Origin of the sequence: Pseudoflavonifractor phocaeensis, assembly GCF_038439875.1 — a bacterium.
Taxonomy (GTDB): domain Bacteria; phylum Bacillota; class Clostridia; order Oscillospirales; family Oscillospiraceae; genus Vermiculatibacterium.
In genome coordinates this window covers 55,733-69,603 of the sequence record NZ_JBCDMT010000004.1, presented here as the reverse complement: position 1 = coordinate 69,603, position 13,871 = coordinate 55,733, and the positions used below count along the sequence as shown (strand labels likewise).

The following is a 13,871-nucleotide window of genomic DNA, read 5'->3' as shown; positions in this document are numbered from 1 at the left end:
CAAGAAATCCGCCGCTTTTGCGCCGCTATGCTTTCCACGTCAGGATCACTGTAAATACCCTGTCCGCCAGCTCCGCCTCCGCCCGGCCTTCCATCTTGTCCGCCAGAGCCTTCACAATGGCCAGGCCCAGGCCGGCGTTCCGGCCGGAGCGGGTCTGGTCGGAGGTGAAGAAGCGGTCAAAGACATGGGACAGGGCCTCCGGGCGCAGGTCGGCGCCGCCGTTGGAAAAACGGGTCTCCACCCCGGCGTCCGTCCGCCGGGCGGAGATGGAGAGTGTCTCCCCGCCATGCTCCAGGGCGTTTCGGATAAGATTCGCATAGACCCGGGCCAGGGCCGCCCGGTCCCCCCACACCTGGGGCAGGTCCTCGGGCAGGTCCACCGTCACCTGGAACTTTTCCTCCAGATCAGCGTAAAAGGCGGCCAGCAGCTCGCTGATGACCTCCCGCAGGTCCACCTTTTCCCGGTCGATGGGGTATTCCCCCGCCTCCAGGCGGGAAAGGTCATAGAAACTGGTAATTAAGCCCTGAAGCACCCTGGCCCGGCCCTCCACGATATCCAGGTACTCCCGGCGCTGGGCCTCGCTGAGCCCCGTGTCCTCCAAAAGCTGAAGATACCCCAGGATCGAGGTCAACGGGGTCCTCAGGTCATGGGAGACATTGGCGATCTGCTCCCGGAGGGCCTTCTCCCGGCGGCAGAAATCCGCCCGGTCGTCCTCCCGCAGGTGGAGAAGCGCGTTCACCTCCGCCATCAGCTCCTCCGCGGCCCCGTTGGGCGCGGCGAGGCGGAGGGGGGCCCCGCCTCCCTCCGCCCTGCGCTGTTTAAGCTGTGCCGCCCCCTGCCGCAGATTCCGCTCCAGGGCGTACACCCGGAGCAGAAGGAGCAGGCAGACAAGGGCTAAAACCACGGTCAGAAGCATGGCGCCCCTCCCCTTTCCTATCGAATCTCCCGCCGGCGCAGCACCAGCATCCCCAGGGCGCTGGCGCCTACCACCCAGGCCAGGCCCAGGAGCCAGCAGTAGAGCCCCGCGTGTGCCTCCAAAAAGCCCAGCCGCGCCCCCGCGTTCCCGTAGATGACCTGGAAGGGCCCCGCGTAAAAAAACGTGCCCAGCCGAAAAACCAACGGGCTGTCCTTCATCTGGGACGCCACCAGCGCCAGCGGCGTCCCGAAGATGGTGGTCAAGAAGGCGATGGCCATGGCCCCCGCCGCGCTTTTGACCGCCACCAGCAAAAAGAACGTGAACGAAAGGCACCCCAGCCACAGGGGATAGGCGCAGAACGCCGCCTGTACCGCGGCGGACAAGGCCTCCTTATCCGCCGCTCCAATGGGGCCCAGGATGAGGGTGGAGAGGCCCAGATAGCCCGCCACAGCCGCCGCCGCGATCACCGTCCCCGCCAGGATGGCGGCGGCCAGCTTCCCCAGATAGATCCGACTGCGGGGGATACCGTAAATAACCTCATTTTTCAGCGTACCGTGTCCGTACTGGTCGTCGAAGACCAGGGCCGCCAGGATGGGGGCGATGAACAGCCCCACCGGCAGGAAGACGGTCAGAAAGAGGTAGGCCATTTCCGCCTCGAGGTCGGTCCCAATCTGGGGCAGGATCACGAACAGCTCCAGCACGATCAAAAGGCCGGTGCCGATGTACAGTCCCTTTTTATGGCGGAGCTTATAGAGCTCGGCCGCGATATAGTTGAGCATCAGGAGATCTCTCTCTTTCGGAAGGTGAGCAGCCCCACGACGGTGGACCCGACCAGCCAGGCCAGCCCCAGTACCCAGGCGTAAGCGATCAGCCCGTCTGTATTCCCTGCGATGAGCCGGTCAAAGGGCGTGGTCAAAAGGCAGACACGGACGACCCGGACCACCGGCTCCAGCTTGGGCATAAACAGCACAAACAGATCCAGGGTCCCGCCCCCCAGCACGGCCACCAACACCACATAGACGATGGAGGCGGCGGTGGAGCCCCTCATGACGAAGAGGAGCATGTGGAACAGCCCCAGCCCGCCCAGCCACAGGGGAAAGGCCACCAAAAGCGCCTGCCCCAGCGTCTCCAGGGCCGCATCCACCCCCGCTCCCAGGGGAAAGAGGACCAGATTCAGCCCCAGATAGAATACTATAATGACGGCGCACAGCGCCACCGCCACGATGATGGTGGACAGCAGCTTGCCCAGGTAGATGCGCGCCCTGGGCAGGCCGTAGGACACCTCGTTCTTCAAAGTGTTGTACTTGTACTGGTCGGAAAAGACCATGTCGCACACGGCCACCACCAGATAGAGCCCGGCGGAGAGCATCATGGACAGCGCCCCCGCCATAAAAGCGAAGTCGGCGCCGGGCCCCGCGTTCTGCCACAGCAGGACCAGCACCAGCGTGATCAGGCCCAGGATGATGCCCAAAAAGCCCAGCGGGTACTTCCGGTGGCAGACCTTGTAGAGCTCCGCGTTCAGATACTTACCCATGATGGACACCCCCGATCAGGCCCAGGAAGTAGTCCTCCAGATTGGCCCCCCGGTGCTCCATGCCGTAAAGGGAAATATCCTGCCCAATCAGCAGCCCCGTGACCTTCTGGGGCTCCTCCAGTCCCTCATAGAGCCGGATGGCCCCGCCGGGCAAAACCTCGAAGTCCCGCAGGCCAAGCTCCCGCTCCAGCAGGGCGGCGGCCCGGGGCGCGTCATCCACCTTCAATTCCAGGCAGTCCCGGCATTTCTCCCGCAGCTTGGCGGCGCTGATCTGCTCCAGCATCTTGCCCTTGTCCAAAAAACCGTAGCAGGTGGCCAGGTTTTGCAGCTCGGAGAGGATGTGGCTGGAGATGAGGATGGTGGTCTGATACTGGCGGTTCAGCTCCAGGAGGAGGTTCCGGAACTCCACGATGCCCTCCGGGTCCAGCCCGTTGATGGGCTCATCCAGCAGCAGCAGGTCGGGGCGGTTCATCAGCGCCAGGGCCAGCCCCAACCGCTGCTTCATGCCCAGGGAGAAGGCCTTGAACTTCTTCTTCCCCGTGTCCGCCAGCCCCACCTGCTCCAGGGCGTCCTCCACGGCGTGGGCCCCGGCGATGCCCCGCTGGCGGCGGTAGTATTCCAGGTTCTCCCTGGCGGTAAGGTAGGGGTAAAAGCTGGGGATCTCCACCATGGCCCCCGTCCGGGCCCGGGCTTTTTCCAGCTCCTTCTCCCCGGTGGCGCCGAAGAGCTCCACCTCCCCCTCAGTGGGAACGGTCTGGGCTGCGGCCATGCGGATGATGGTGGTCTTTCCCGCCCCGTTGCGGCCCACCAGACCATAGATTTCCCCCTTGGCCAGGGTGATGTCGGCGTGGTCAACCGCCAACGTTCCACCGTAGCGCTTGGTCAGCGCCCGGGTCACCAATACGTTTTCTGCCATGTGCCATGACCTCTCTTTCCTGATTGTGACTTCATTTTAGCGGAAAGTCAACAAGAGAGTTTCAAGGGAAGGTGAAGAAACTCTAAAGCCGTCCCTTCCCTCCGCTCAGGGGGAGACACTTCCGCCCGCCAGGCGGACGAACTCGTCCATCTCCCGGGTCTTCCACTTATCCTTGTGGTAAAAGATCTGCCGGTACATGGAGGCGTGAAAATCCGCCACGGTCAGTTCCCGCAGCTTCCCCTGGCGCACGCTCTCCTCCACGGCGAAGCGGGGCAGAAAGGACAGGGCCCGGGTCTCCTCCAGCATCTTGATGATGAAGGCGGTGTCGCTGACCTCCAGGAAGGGGGTGACCACCATCTCCCGGGAGGCCAGATAGCGGTCGAACACCCGGCGGTAGTTGGCCTCCCGCTCCGTGAGGAAGAAGGGCTTGTCCAGGAGCGCTTCCATGGGAAAGGGCCCCTCCCCCTCCAGCTCCAGCTCCGCGGAGGCCACAAAGACCACCTCCTCCTTCTCCTCCATCAGCTTGTACCAGTTGTTGCTGTACCGGGGCTCGTCCAATATGTAAATGAGGTCCAGCTCCCCCCGCTCCATTTTCTCGATGAGCTCCTCGGGAGAGCCGATGGTGACCTGGAGCGCCACTCCGGAGTGGCATTCCCGGAAACGGCGCAGGATGGCGGGGAGCTTGGCGAAGCACAGGGATTCGATGGTCCCCACGTGGAGCTGTCCGTGCATCTCGCTCTCGTCGGCAACCGACAGCTTGGCCTTGTTCACCTCATACATGATGTCGTAGGCGCTGGAGAGGAATTGTTCCCCCTGGACGGTGAGGGACACCCGCTTCCCCATCCGGTCAAAGAGCCGGGTGTTCAGCTCCTCCTCCAGCCGCCGGATCTGCACCGTCACCGCCGATTGGGAATAGCCCAAGCTCTCCGCCGCCTTGGAAAAGCTCTGAAGCTGGGCCGCCCGGATAAAGGTGTTGAGCTGCCGGATCTCCATACTCCTCCCGTCCCCTTTCTGTCAAAATGCCCCAAATTTTATACTTGAATTATTTTCAACGATATAATAAAATTTATGAATTTGATTCATGAATATTGACATGTTATACTAAATCCGCCAAGAGGTCAAGGGAGAATTTGGAAAATATTATTTGAGAGGGTGTTTCAACAAATGGAAAAGAAAACGTTCAAACTGGGTCTTCTTCCAAAATTGATCATCGCAATCATCCTGGGTATCCTGATCGGACAGTTCCTCCCGATCTGGTTCTGCCGGATCATCGTCACCGCCTCCAGCATCTTCAGCACGTTCCTTAAGTTCATCATTCCCCTGATGATCCTGGCCTACGTCACCATGGGTATTGCCGACCTGAAGAGCGGCGCGGGCAAGTTGCTGCTCATCACGGTGGCCCTGGCCTACGGCTCCACTCTGATTTTCGGCTCCGCCTCCTACCTGGTGTCCTCCACCCTGTTCCCCAGCTTCATGAGCCAGGGGGCCCTGGAGCAGATCGCCGCCACCGCCGGCAACTCCCTGGACAGCTACCTCAGCCTGTCCATCCCCCCTCTTTTGGACACCCTGTCCGCCGTGGTGCTGGCCTTTGTGCTGGGCCTGTGCCTGTCCAACCTGCGGGGCCGGACCATCGGCAACACGCTCTATGACGGCATCAAGGACTTCTCCGGCATCATCGACCAGGTCCTCCACTCCGTCATTATCCCCCTGCTGCCCCTCTACATCTGCGGTACCTTCATCGACATGACCAAGTCCGGCAAGACTTTCGCCATTCTGGGCATCCTGTGGAAGGTGTTCCTGGTGGTCATCGCCATGCACCTCATCTGCATCTGCATCCAGTTCCTGCTGGCAGGCTTCATCAGCAAGAAGAACCCCCTGACCCTGATCAAAAATCAGATCCCCGGCTACGCCACCGCCCTGGGCACCCAGTCCTCCGCCGCCACCATCCCGGTGAACCTCCAGTGCGCCGCGGCCGACGGCGTCTCCGAGCAGATCCGCAATTTTGTGGTGCCCCTGTGCGCCAACATCCACATGGCCGGCTCCATGATCACCATCACCGCCTGCGCCACCGCCGTGTGCCTGATGAACCAGCTGCCCATCAGCCTGGGCACCGTCATTCCCTTCATCATGACCCTGGGCATCGCCATGGTGGCCTCTCCCGGCGCCCCCGGCGGCTCCATCATGACCGCCCTGCCCTTCCTCTACATGATCTTCGGCGCTGAGGCCGGGGATCCCAACGGCCCCATCTGCGCCATCATGGTGGCCCTCTATATCACCCAGGACTCCTTCGGAACCGCCTGCAACGTGTCCGGCGACAACGCCATCGGCGTGATCGTGGAGGCCATCTACCGGAAATTCATCGTGAAAAAGGACGCCGTTACGGCTTAAGGAACATCTATGTCATTCATCAGTGTTTTCGACGTATTGGGGCCCAACATGATCGGCCCCTCCAGCTCCCACACGGCGGGAGCCTCGGTCATCGCCTACCTGGCCCAGAAGATGATCGCCCCGCCCCTCCAAAAGGTGGAATTCACCCTGTATGGCTCCTTCGCCCGCACCTATCACGGCCACGGCACGGACCGGGCCCTGCTGGGTGGTATCATGGGCTTCTCCACCGACGACACCCGCATCCGGGACTCCTTCCAGATCGCGGAGATGCGGCATCTGGAGTACAGCTTCGTCCCCAATGAGACGGAGACCGAGCTCCACCCCAACACCGTGGACATCCGCATGGAAAACACCGCCGGACAGGTCATGCGGGTCCGGGGCGAGTCCCTGGGCGGCGGCAAGGTCCGCATCGTGCGCATCAACGGGGTCAAGGTGGACTTTACCGGCGAGTACAGCGCCGTGATCGTCGTCCACCAGGATAAGCCCGGCGTGGTGGCCCACATCACCAAGGCCCTTAGCGACCGCAACGTGAACATTGCCTTCATGCGGCTGTTCCGGGAGGCCAAGGGGCACACCGCCTATACCATCGTGGAGTCGGATGACCGTCTCCCTGAAGAGGTCAACGAGACCCTCCGGGAGAACCCCAACATCCACGATGTCATGATCGTGCAGTCGTAAGGGGGAGGTCATCATGGATTTCAAATCTGCCAAAGAATTATTGGAGACCTGTGAGCGGGAGCACTGCCCCATCTCGGAAGTGATGCGCCGGCGGGAATGTGAGCTGGGCGAGACCACGCCGGACACGGTGGAGCACCGCATGGCCCGGGCGCTTGAGATCATGCGCGCCTCCGCCACCCAGCCCTTGAAGACCCCCAGCAAATCCATGGGCGGGCTCATCGGCGGCGAGGCGAAAAAGCTGGCCGCCCACCGGTCCAAGGGCAAGGACATCTGCGGCGACGTGCTGGACCGGGCCATCACCTACGCCATGGCCGTCCTGGAGGTCAACGCCTCCATGGGCCTCATCGTGGCCGCTCCCACCGCCGGGTCCGCAGGCGTGGTGCCCGGACTGCTTTTGTCCCTCCAGGACGTGTACAACATTTCCGACGCCCGGATCATCGACGCCCTCTTCAACGCCGGCGCCATCGGCTATCTGGCCATGCGCAACGCCACCGTGGCCGGCGCCGTGGGCGGCTGCCAGGCCGAGGTAGGCGTGGCGGCCGCCATGGCCGCCTCCGCCGCGGTGGAGCTGATGGGCGGGACGCCGGACCAATGCCTGAGCGCCGCCTCCGTGGTCCTGATGAACATGCTGGGACTGGTGTGCGACCCGGTGGGCGGGCTGGTGGAATACCCCTGCCAGAACCGCAACGCCGCCGGAGTGGCCAACGCCCTTATCGCCGCCGAGATGTCCCTGAGCGGCATCCGCCAGCTGATCCCCTTCGATCAAATGCTGGAGACCATGTATTCCGTAGGCAAGCGCCTGCCCGCCGAGCTGCGGGAGACCGCCAAGGGGGGCTGCGCCACCGCCCCCGCCGCCTGTGAAATGTGCGGAGGATGCGGCTGAGAAACAGAAACAAAGGGAGAGGCTTTGCCTCTCCCTTTTTCTGTCCGCGCCGTCGCAGCTTGTTCCAAAGGATATCACCGCGTGCCGCCGGCCGGATCAGCCTCCCGCCGCACCGGCCGGATATACTTAAAATACTGTTCCGGGTCATAGTAAAAGTACATCAGCCTGCCGGGGGATGTGTCCAGGCAGTACCCGGTGCCGGAAAAATCAAAGGCCGCCATGGCCTGTTCCATCTTTTCCTCCACACTGCGGTTTTCCTGCTCATAGTCGAAGGCCCCGTGCTCAAAGACAAGGTACTCGGCCTCCGGAACGTCGATCAGAAGCATTTGCGGCGGCACCTCCCCCTGATAATCAAAGGGGAGCCGCACCCCCCAGCATTCGGTGCGCGGAAATCCCCAGTCGCAAAGCCTGCCCTCCGGATCGTTTTGATACGCCATGATCTGCCCGCCGCCGCAGTTGGGCTCACTCCCGCCGCAGTCATCCAGCTTGCCCTTGATGCTGTCCAGCAGGCCGCAAATCGTATCCTGGTCCTGCCCCGGGATGCGGTTTTGTCTCTGCCAGAAATCCCAATACCCGTTGCTCTCCCCATTCTTGATGTGCAGGAATTTGTGCGCCGGAATGGTCACAAAATAAGCCTTAACACCATCCGCGTATCTTACCATACCGATCTCTCCCAGTCCAAAAAAGTAGCGGTCAAAGGGATTTATTTTGGTACGCAGCACGACAGGCCTGGGGCTTCTCCGGTATTCGCTGGGCGCGACGCCATAGGTTCCCTTGAAGGCCCGGGTAAATGCCTCATGAGAGGAAAAACCGTAATCAACGGCGATGTCCAAAATGCTTTTTCCGCTGTCCCGGACCTCCTTCAGCGCGAAGGCCAGCTTCCGCCGCCGCAGGTAATCCCGAAACTGCATCCCCGAGATCTCCTTGAACTTTCTCGCGGTATAGTATTCGGAATACCCCAGCCTTTGGGACAGGGCGCGCAGTGTCAGGGCTTCGTCCTGATAGTTTTTAATGCTCCTGTCGATCTCGTCAACGATGGTCTGGATCTGCCTGCGCCACTCGTACATGGATCTGTTCACCTCCTGTTGACCGCTCTGCGCCTATTATAATGTACCAGGGAGATCACCGCTTGATTTTACTTGCTGTGATTTTACCCTTTTTTCTTCCTGCTCTCCGCTTATTCTGCAATATCACAGCCGTAAGCGGCAGTCATGCTGGATCGCGCAAATAATCCACGACGGCGCTTCGCTCCTGTGGTATAATAGACATGGGGATGAACCCCAATTTCGAACATCAGTGAGGAGGGATCGTATGTTCACCAGAGAATTTGAGGCGGACCGGTGTCCTCTCTGCGGCTCCATCATGATGGACGGCCGCTGCGCGGACAACACCTGCGAGTTCCACTGGCGTCCGGCGGAACCTGAAGAACTCCTGGAATTCGAAACTGGCGAGGATACCCAGCGGGAAGCCGGGTGAAAACTCCCCGAAAACAAGAGGCAGACCGAATGGTCTGCCTCTTGTTTTCTTTGTCTTTTATCTCCACGGGCACCCTAAGCCCATACGGCGGCATCCGGGACGCCGGAAGGCCCCACAGGCTCAGCTCTCTAGCTCCGCCATCTTGAAGCCGATCCCCCACACCGTTTTGATATACTCCCTCTCGCTCACCTTGGACAGCTTGGAGCGGAGGTTGGAGACATGGACGTTCACCGTGTTGTCGTCCCCCATATAGTCCTCCCCCCAGACCCGCTCATAGATCTGCTCCCGGGTAAAGACCTTCTTGGGGTGCTCCATCAAAAGGGCCAGGATCTCGAACTCCCTCACCGTTAAGGTAATATCCTTGCCGCCCGCCGTCACGGAGACGCTTTCCCGATCCAGGACCAGATCGCCCAGCCGCAGGGTCTCCCCCGCCGCCTCGCCGGAGAATTTCTTATACCGGCGCAGCTGGGCCTCGACGCGGGCCAGGACCTCAGCGTTGTCAAAGGGCTTGGGGATAAAGTCATCGGCCCCCAGCTTGAGGACGTTCACCCGGTCCTCCAGCCCCGCCTTGGCGGAGAGGACGATGATGGGCATGGTCTTGCCCTGGCGCAGGCGCTCAATGAACTCCTCCCCCGTGAGACCGGGGAGCATCAGATCCAGAAGGATCAGGTCATAGGTGTACTGCTCGGCCAAAAGGGCCGCCTCACTGCCGGAAAAAGCCTGGCGGCAGTCGTATCCGGCGTCGGTGACGATCTTGAAAAGCAGATTGTTGATGTCGGGATCGTCCTCCACCACCAGGATGTGAAAGCTGTCCATGTCCTTCCCTCCTATTTGACCCGCAGCCGCTTGGCCAGGGCCTCGTCCGGCTGGGCCATCAGGGTCCGGTAGGTGGTGTAGACCACCATGCCCGGCCTGGCCCCCGCCGGCTTTTTCACAAACTTCACCGGGGTATAGTCCACGGGAATCTTCCCCGCCGCCCGGCCCTGGGAAAACCAGGCAGCCAGGCTGGCGGCCTGGGCCACGCTCACCTCGTCCGGCTCCTCCCCGCCTGTCCAGAGGATGACGTGAGAGCCGTGGATCTTCTGAGTGTGCAGCCACCAGTCGCCCTTCGAGGCCAATTTGGTGGTGAGCTGGTCGTTCTGGCTGTTGTTCTTTCCTACGCTCACCCGAAGCCCGGCGTCGGTGCGGAACTCCATGGGCTTGCCCGCCACCCGCTTCTCCCGCTTGGCGGATTTGGAGGGACGGCGGAGGTAGCCCGTGTCGGTCAGTTCTTGGCGGATCTCCTGGAGATCCCGCTCCCCTTCAGCCAGGGACAGATTTTCCAGCACGCTGTCCAGATAGGAGAGGTCGTTCTCTCCCTTTTCTATCTGTAAAGTTAAAGCGCTTTCCGCATTTTTCGCCTTGTTGTACTCCTTATAGTATCTGGCGGCGTTCTGCTGGGGGGTGAGCAGGGGGTCTATGGGGATCTCCACCTCTCCGCATTCGGGGTCATAGTAGTCCTGGAGCCGGACGGTGGAGCGGCCCTTCTCCAAAGCGTGGAGGTTGGTGGTCAGGATGTCCCCCAGCTGGCGCAGACGCTCCCGGTCCTGGGTAGCCAAGAGCTCCCGGCGCTGGTTCTCCAGCTTTCGGGCTGTGCGGTCCCGGGCGTTTTTCACCGCCCGGAGGAGGTCCTCACCCCGCTGCTTGGTCCGCTCCTGCCGCTCCCGGTTTTCGTAAAAGTCATCCAGCAGGGCCCCAAAGGAGGGATACTCCTGAAGCTGGGTGGCGGGGCCGTACTGGAGGATGGGCAGAAAGGAAAAATCCGCGGCTTTTCCGTCCCGGAGCAAGAGAGTCGGTATAAAATGTCCTTCCTTTACATCGTTCCACAGGCCTTCCACTGCTGGAGCCAAGTCCCCCTCCTCCCCCCGGAAGCGGAGCTCCCGCTCCAGCAGGGGCGGCACGCCGAACCGGGGCTCCGGCAGGCGGTAGAAGAGGCCGGGGAGGATCTGGCGGGCGCCGGTGGTCAGATCCCCGTCCACCCGGCGCAGGCAGTCCACGATCCGCTCCTCCCCGTCCAGCAGGATCAGGTTGGCGTGGCGGCCCATGGCCTCCAGCACCAGGGAGCGCCGCGCCCGGTCCCCCAGCTCGTCCAGGGCCTCCAGCCGGAAGGTGACGACGCGCTCCATATAGGGCTGCTCCAGGGCCAGTATGCGGGCTCCCGTGAGGTATTTGCGCAGCAGCATGCAGAACATGGGTGGCTTGTCCGGGTTTTCCCGGTCCAGCGCAGTCAGATGGAGCCGGGGATGGCTGGGGTTGGCGGAGAGCAAAACCCGCACGTTCCCCCCGGGGCCCCGGACGGCCAATACCACGTCCTGACTGCCCGGCTGGTGGATCTTGTCAATTTTTCCGCCCTCGATGGCGGCACGGAGCTCCGCCACCACGGCGGAGAGGCATATCGCGTCAAGCGCCATTTGATTCCTCCATCATCATCCCGAACAGCTCGTTCAACCGCTCGTTCCGGCCCTTCAGATAGAGCCAGCCGAACAGCGCCTCCAGGGCGGTGGCGGTCTGGTACTCCTCCCGGCTGGCGTTCTGGGGCACGGAGTGGGGGCTCGCATTGCGGCCCCGGCGGAACACGTCCCGCTCCTCCTGGGTGAGAACGTCCTTGATCCGCTCCACCGCCCGCGCCTGGGCGGGGGCGGCCACATAGCGGACGGCGGCCCGGTGCAGGCCTTTCGCCGTGGCCTTCCCGTGCAGACACAGCCAGGAGCGCACCATCAACTCAAAAACGGCGTCCCCCAAGTGGGCCAGGCCCAGATTGCTGATGGTCCCAACGGTCTCCTGGGGCGCCTCCAAGTGAAAATAATCTGTCATCGGTCTCCCTGCTCTCTTGTTCCAAAAAGTAGTTTCAGTATACCGCAAAAGAGAAAAATAGACAAGGGGCAGGGATCTGTAATGTCCCCTGCCCCTTGTCAAAAGCCATCCCGGCGCCGCGCCGCGCCGCCGGGACAGTTTTCTCTTTATTTCCCGTCCAATGCCTGGGCGGCCTTCTCAATGACGTCCACCGCGGCATCCAGGCCGATGCGGCTGTTGATACACAGATCGTAGCTGCTGCCGTCGCCCCATTTTCCGGTGGCGAAGTAGTTGTAGTAGGAGGCCCGCTGCTTGTCCTGCCGCTGGACATAGCTCTCCAGGTTGGCGTTTTGGACGCCGTAGTCCCTCTTGGCCCGCTCCACCCGCTCTTCCAGCGGGGCACAGACAAAGACGCTGAGCCGGTGGGGCGTCTCCCGCAGGACGTAGTCGGCGCACCGGCCCACGATGACGCAGGGCCCCTCCTCCGCCACCCGGCGGATAACCTTGCTCTGGGCGATATACACCTGATCCGGGATGGTGGGCCCCTGGGTGGCGAACACCAGATCATAGAGGAAACTGTTGGTGGGCTTCTGGTCGATCTCCTTGATATAGGACTCGGAGAGTCCCGTCTCCTTTGCCACGCTTTGGATGATCTCTTTGTCGTAGTAAGGGATGCCCAGACGCTCCGCCAGCTTTTGGGCGATGACGCGTCCGCCGGAGCCATACTGCCTGCCAATGGTAATCACTGTCTTCTTCATGGGTAGGCCCCCTTTCATATTTATATTATACGCTTCAGTTCACTCTTTTTCAAGCGTCGCGTCTTCACCCAGAGGCTCAATGACCTTCTTGACGATATGGCGGGTAAAGACGATACACAGGATCACGGAGAAGATCTCCGCGATGGGGAAGGCAAACCACACCAGCTCCACCCGGCCGCTGAGGGACAGGAGGAAGGCGGCGGGCAGGAGCACCACCAGCTGGCGGATGATGGAGACGATCATGCTGAGAACGCCGTTGCCCAATGCCTGGAAGGTGGAGGAGGACACCACGCAGAAGCCGGCGAATACAAAGCTGACGCAGATGGTCCGAAGGGCCGGGATACCGATGGTCAGCATCTCCTCCGAGGCGTTGAAGAGGCTTAGGAGCTGGCCGGGGAAGAGCTCGGCCACGGCCAGGCCCACCAGCATGATGGAAATAGCGATGATGGCGGCCAGCTTCATGGTCTGCAGGATGCGCTCCTTCTTCCGGGCGCCGTAGTTGTAGGCAATAATGGGCACCATGCCGTTGTTGAGGCCAAAGACCGGCATGAAAATGAAGGACTGGAGCTTAAAGTAGACGCCAAAGACGGCGGTGGCGGCGTCGGTGAAGGAAATCAGGATCTTGTTCATGGCGAAGACCATGATGGAACCAATGGAGTTCATCACCATGGTGGGCACGCCCACGGTGTAGATGCGCTTCACCACCCTGCCCATGGGCTTGAGGTACCGGGGGGCGAACTTCAGATCGTGGTTGAAGCCCAGGTTCATGATGACGGACATGACAGCGCCCACGATCTGGCCGATGACGGTGGCGGCGGCGGCGCCGGCCACGCCCATCCGGGGAAAGGGCCCCAGGCCAAAGATGAGCACCGGGTCCATGACGATGTTGATGACGGCCCCCACCCCCTGGGTGCACATGGTGAGAGCGGTCTTGCCCGTGGACTGGAGCAGGCGGTCGAACATGACGCTGAGGAAAAGGCCCGCGGAGCAGGCGCAGCAGATTGTGAGATAGGTAGAGCCCTGCTCCACGATGCCGGGAATGTCGGTCTGGGCCAGGAAGAAGATCCGGGGGACCGTCAGTCCGATGACCACGAACACAAGGCAGCTCACCACCGAGAGGAAAATTCCGTTGCCGGCGGCCTCATTGGCGGCCTCGAAATCTTTCTCCCCCAGGCTTCTGGACAGCAGGGCGTTGACGCCCACGCTGGTGCCCACCGCCACGGCGATCATCAGGTTTTGCATGGGGAAGGCCAGGCTCACGGCGTTGAGTGCGTCCTGGCTGATCTTGGCCACGAAATAGCTGTCCACCACGTTATAAAGGGCCTGGACCAGCATGGCGATCATCATGGGGATGGACATGTTCATGAGCAGCTTGCCCACCGGCATGACACCCATCTTGTTCTCTTGTACTTGCTCTGACACAGTTGGACCTCCTTTTCTCTCCAAAGGCGTGAAAGAGGCCGCAACCGATGTTGCGGCCCACAGGCTTT

15 protein-coding genes are annotated in these 13,871 nt (G+C 61.6%); 4 read left to right on the top strand and 11 right to left on the bottom strand.

Translation table 11 applies throughout. The annotated features are described in order from the left end of the window. Positions 1-25 precede the first annotated feature (25 nt). From AAEU42_RS07560 to AAEU42_RS07540, 5 genes are all read right to left on the bottom strand, one after another. The gene (locus AAEU42_RS07560; protein WP_342232933.1) at positions 26-916 is read right to left on the bottom strand and encodes a histidine kinase dimerization/phospho-acceptor domain-containing protein; all 891 of its coding nucleotides are present in this window, start codon (positions 914-916) and stop codon (positions 26-28) included. A 17-nt stretch (positions 917-933) separates the two neighbouring features. Further along, complete coding sequence (locus AAEU42_RS07555) at positions 934-1,695, bottom strand: ABC transporter permease (RefSeq protein WP_342232932.1); 762 nt, start codon at positions 1,693-1,695, stop codon at positions 934-936. Further along, the gene (locus AAEU42_RS07550; protein ID WP_342232931.1) at positions 1,695-2,450 is read right to left on the bottom strand and encodes an ABC transporter permease; all 756 of its coding nucleotides are present in this window, start codon (positions 2,448-2,450) and stop codon (positions 1,695-1,697) included. The genes AAEU42_RS07555 and AAEU42_RS07550 overlap by 1 nt, the downstream gene beginning before the upstream one ends. Continuing rightward, a complete protein-coding gene (locus AAEU42_RS07545) occupies positions 2,443-3,366 on the bottom strand; it encodes an ABC transporter ATP-binding protein (RefSeq protein WP_342232930.1) in 924 nt (307 codons plus the stop codon). The genes AAEU42_RS07550 and AAEU42_RS07545 overlap by 8 nt, the downstream gene beginning before the upstream one ends. Before the next feature lie 105 nt (positions 3,367-3,471). Beyond that, positions 3,472-4,359, bottom strand: coding sequence for a LysR family transcriptional regulator (locus AAEU42_RS07540; protein WP_342232929.1), 888 nt, complete (start codon positions 4,357-4,359; stop codon positions 3,472-3,474). Between the two features lie 171 nt (positions 4,360-4,530). Between AAEU42_RS07540 and AAEU42_RS07535 the strand changes: the two genes are divergently transcribed. Genes AAEU42_RS07535 through sdaAA form a run of 3 tightly spaced genes read left to right on the top strand, consistent with a single transcriptional unit; the run spans position 4,531 to position 7,315 of the window. Then, a complete protein-coding gene (locus tag AAEU42_RS07535) occupies positions 4,531-5,754 on the top strand; it encodes a dicarboxylate/amino acid:cation symporter (RefSeq protein ID WP_342232928.1) in 1,224 nt (407 codons plus the stop codon). 9 nt (positions 5,755-5,763) lie between these two features. After that, complete coding sequence (gene sdaAB, locus AAEU42_RS07530; protein ID WP_342232927.1) at positions 5,764-6,432, top strand: L-serine ammonia-lyase, iron-sulfur-dependent subunit beta; 669 nt, start codon at positions 5,764-5,766, stop codon at positions 6,430-6,432. Between the two features lie 13 nt (positions 6,433-6,445). Beyond that, on the top strand, positions 6,446-7,315 hold the full coding sequence (sdaAA, locus tag AAEU42_RS07525; protein ID WP_342232926.1) for an L-serine ammonia-lyase, iron-sulfur-dependent, subunit alpha: 870 nt from the start codon (positions 6,446-6,448) through the stop codon (positions 7,313-7,315). Positions 7,316-7,389: 74 nt separating this feature from the next. Here the strand turns inward: sdaAA and AAEU42_RS07520 are convergent, their stop codons facing one another. Beyond that, complete coding sequence (locus AAEU42_RS07520; protein WP_342232925.1) at positions 7,390-8,382, bottom strand: helix-turn-helix transcriptional regulator; 993 nt, start codon at positions 8,380-8,382, stop codon at positions 7,390-7,392. Positions 8,383-8,626: 244 nt separating this feature from the next. Here AAEU42_RS07520 and AAEU42_RS07515 point away from each other — a divergent pair, with 244 nt between their 5' ends. Beyond that, positions 8,627-8,791: a hypothetical protein gene (locus AAEU42_RS07515; RefSeq protein WP_342232924.1), complete on the top strand. Its 165-nt coding sequence runs from the start codon at positions 8,627-8,629 to the stop codon at positions 8,789-8,791. A 120-nt stretch (positions 8,792-8,911) separates the two neighbouring features. On the opposite strand, the gene AAEU42_RS07510 is transcribed toward AAEU42_RS07515, so the two are convergent. The 5 genes from AAEU42_RS07510 to AAEU42_RS07490 all read right to left on the bottom strand — a co-directional run bounded on the left by AAEU42_RS07510 (position 8,912) and on the right by AAEU42_RS07490 (position 13,803). After that, positions 8,912-9,607 carry a response regulator transcription factor gene (locus tag AAEU42_RS07510; RefSeq protein ID WP_342232923.1) on the bottom strand — a complete coding sequence of 232 codons (696 nt, stop codon included), beginning with the start codon at positions 9,605-9,607 and terminating at the stop codon, positions 8,912-8,914. A gap of 11 nt (positions 9,608-9,618) precedes the next feature. Further along, positions 9,619-11,241, bottom strand: coding sequence for an Rqc2 family fibronectin-binding protein (locus tag AAEU42_RS07505; RefSeq protein WP_342232922.1), 1,623 nt, complete (start codon positions 11,239-11,241; stop codon positions 9,619-9,621). Further along, entirely contained in the window at positions 11,231-11,644 is a 414-nt protein-coding gene (locus tag AAEU42_RS07500) for a Mini-ribonuclease 3 (RefSeq protein WP_342232921.1), read from the bottom strand. Before AAEU42_RS07500 ends, AAEU42_RS07505 begins: the two co-directional genes overlap by 11 nt. A 146-nt stretch (positions 11,645-11,790) precedes the next feature. Further along, positions 11,791-12,381 carry a cytidylate kinase-like family protein gene (locus AAEU42_RS07495; protein ID WP_342232920.1) on the bottom strand — a complete coding sequence of 197 codons (591 nt, stop codon included), beginning with the start codon at positions 12,379-12,381 and terminating at the stop codon, positions 11,791-11,793. Between the two features lie 39 nt (positions 12,382-12,420). Beyond that, a complete protein-coding gene (locus AAEU42_RS07490; protein WP_342232919.1) occupies positions 12,421-13,803 on the bottom strand; it encodes an MATE family efflux transporter in 1,383 nt (460 codons plus the stop codon). Positions 13,804-13,871: the final 68 nt, after the last annotated feature.

Excerpts from the sequence above, each read along its gene's own strand:
- AAEU42_RS07495 (WP_342232920.1), bottom strand. The coding sequence starts at position 12,381 with ATGAAGAAGACAGTGATTACCATTGGCAGGCAGTATGGCTCCGGCGGA.
- AAEU42_RS07505 (WP_342232922.1), bottom strand. The coding sequence starts at position 11,241 with ATGGCGCTTGACGCGATATGCCTCTCCGCCGTGGTGGCGGAGCTCCGT.
- sdaAB (WP_342232927.1), top strand. The coding sequence starts at position 5,764 with ATGTCATTCATCAGTGTTTTCGACGTATTGGGGCCCAACATGATCGGC.
- AAEU42_RS07535 (WP_342232928.1), top strand. The coding sequence starts at position 4,531 with ATGGAAAAGAAAACGTTCAAACTGGGTCTTCTTCCAAAATTGATCATC.
- AAEU42_RS07500 (WP_342232921.1), bottom strand. The coding sequence starts at position 11,644 with ATGACAGATTATTTTCACTTGGAGGCGCCCCAGGAGACCGTTGGGACC.
- AAEU42_RS07560 (WP_342232933.1), bottom strand. The coding sequence starts at position 916 with ATGCTTCTGACCGTGGTTTTAGCCCTTGTCTGCCTGCTCCTTCTGCTC.
- AAEU42_RS07545 (WP_342232930.1), bottom strand. The coding sequence starts at position 3,366 with ATGGCAGAAAACGTATTGGTGACCCGGGCGCTGACCAAGCGCTACGGT.
- AAEU42_RS07510 (WP_342232923.1), bottom strand. The coding sequence starts at position 9,607 with ATGGACAGCTTTCACATCCTGGTGGTGGAGGACGATCCCGACATCAAC.
- AAEU42_RS07555 (WP_342232932.1), bottom strand. The coding sequence starts at position 1,695 with ATGCTCAACTATATCGCGGCCGAGCTCTATAAGCTCCGCCATAAAAAG.
- AAEU42_RS07540 (WP_342232929.1), bottom strand. The coding sequence starts at position 4,359 with ATGGAGATCCGGCAGCTCAACACCTTTATCCGGGCGGCCCAGCTTCAG.
- AAEU42_RS07515 (WP_342232924.1), top strand. The coding sequence starts at position 8,627 with ATGTTCACCAGAGAATTTGAGGCGGACCGGTGTCCTCTCTGCGGCTCC.
- AAEU42_RS07520 (WP_342232925.1), bottom strand. The coding sequence starts at position 8,382 with ATGTACGAGTGGCGCAGGCAGATCCAGACCATCGTTGACGAGATCGAC.
- AAEU42_RS07550 (WP_342232931.1), bottom strand. The coding sequence starts at position 2,450 with ATGGGTAAGTATCTGAACGCGGAGCTCTACAAGGTCTGCCACCGGAAG.
- sdaAA (WP_342232926.1), top strand. The coding sequence starts at position 6,446 with ATGGATTTCAAATCTGCCAAAGAATTATTGGAGACCTGTGAGCGGGAG.